We start from the raw sequence: 1,691 nt of genomic DNA on the forward strand, positions 1-1,691 counted from the left end.
CCATGGTGCTTCTCCTTCGGGGTTGTGGTTAGAATAACCCTCAAGGATTTTTACTTGCAAACCCGTTCGCCAGGCCGGGTTCGGAATTTACAGAAACAATGTTGCACTAACCCAGTGTCGAGTGCAGCCGTCAGCTGCGCGTCCACATTGCGCGGCGTGATGTTGGCACGGCGTTCAAAACGTTTCTTCGATAATGGCTTGCAATTGTGGCATGGTGGTTTCCTAGAGGGTGACAGTAAAAGTGGCGCGCATTATAACGTGGCGATCAACTACCAGACCGCTGCCGCGTAATGTTTGATGATGTTCTGGTCTGCGCTCAACAATGGCGACTCTCGGTGAGCGGCTTGGGCTACGATGATTCGGTCAAATGGGTCACGTGTCCAATCGAGCTTGAGAGCTGTGCCGATAACCGCAGCAAAGGGTTGCGGGCAAGTCTCTAAACCAATGTCGCGCCGCAAGCCATCCAGAATGGTAAATGCGGTGCAGTTGATGCGGGAAATTTCGTGCAGATAGGTAAGCTCAAGTTCTACCATGGGAGAAATCAGCAATTGTTCCGCCGTTTCGATGGCTTGTGTCGCTTGAGATGTCAGTCGTGTTACGCCATCCTGATAAAGCCAGACCAGAATATGAGTGTCGAGATAAAGCCGCTTCACAACTTGGGTTTCCAAGCGTGTTCCCAAGACAGACTGGCGAGTTCTTCCGCGTTACCGTTGATGGTGTTCGGATGCGGTGTGAGCGATGCAAGCCGCTGGGTTGATACATCGCGGACGATGCGCACCGACCCACCGGGGCGCCTAATTTCAACGGGCTCACCCGTAGCAAGGACATGATCGAGTGTGCTGAAGAGTTCAGTTCTTAGCCGAGTGGCAGTGAGGTGAGTTGACATGATTTTCCCTAATATTGACGTGCGTACATCATATGCATTGCGATGTACGTTTTCAAGTAGTGTACGCAGATAACTCCTCGCCTATGCCGGAGAAATTACAAGGTTGGGTTAGCCCCGTTTTACCGTCACCGAACCTAGCCACTACGGCTGGATAAGAGTAGCACAATGCTTGGTTTTAGCCACTTCGCGCGCCATGGCTTCGATTTCCGCGACATCTTCGGGATGGGTTTGGCGATAACGCTCGCGGTCGGCGCGAATGCGGGCGAGGTGGGATTCGATGTTTTGACTTATTCGTAGGTCGGGTTAGGCGCGTTTTGCACCGTAACCCGACGTACTTTACGTCAATTTATCGCATTTACCTGAAAGCACACTATTGCGAATAGAATCAATAAGTAATCTAGTTCTAATTGCCCTTCCTTCGGCATTCAAATGCAGATTAGTATTGAAAAAATATTTTCGATCAAGGACGAAATCTTCTCTTTTGTCTATGAAGCATCCAACTTGTTGGAATTCATTTAAAAAGGAAATTTCACTTTTTAGTAACTCTACCTTGTCGTATTGGTATGCAATATAGAGCGTGTTAGAAAAATATACTGAAACTCCTTTTTCCTTCATATTTTTTTTAAATTCAATAAGCTGATTAGCGGAATCGATGCAAATATGGCTTGGATTATTTACTTGATATCCAGCTCCTTGGGAGTGTCAGGATTTTTGTGTTTGAGGCGGGTTGAGACGTGCCCACATCAGGTTCGCCGGAATGCATTTTACTGGATCGAACGGATAAAGCGATCATCGTACAGAATGG

The 1,691-nt window shown here is 48.0% G+C and carries 2 protein-coding genes; one reads left to right on the forward strand and one right to left on the reverse strand.

Annotated elements, in window-relative coordinates; genetic code table 11:
• A partial coding sequence (locus ACKTSJ_RS11065) for a hypothetical protein (protein WP_407900214.1) occupies nucleotides 1-291 on the forward strand: 291 nt, incomplete at its 5' end.
• Here ACKTSJ_RS11065 and ACKTSJ_RS11070 read toward each other — a convergent pair.
• Nucleotides 270-668 (reverse strand): type II toxin-antitoxin system VapC family toxin, encoded by a 399-nt coding sequence (locus ACKTSJ_RS11070; RefSeq protein ID WP_407900216.1) that lies wholly within the window; start codon nucleotides 666-668, stop codon nucleotides 270-272. The two genes, ACKTSJ_RS11065 and ACKTSJ_RS11070, sit on opposite strands and share 22 nt — an antisense overlap.
• Between the last annotated feature and the right edge of the window lie 1,023 nt (nucleotides 669-1,691).

The sequence above is a fragment of the Ferrigenium sp. UT5 genome (assembly GCF_045866295.1).
Classification (GTDB): Bacteria; Pseudomonadota; Gammaproteobacteria; order Burkholderiales; family Gallionellaceae; genus Sideroxyarcus.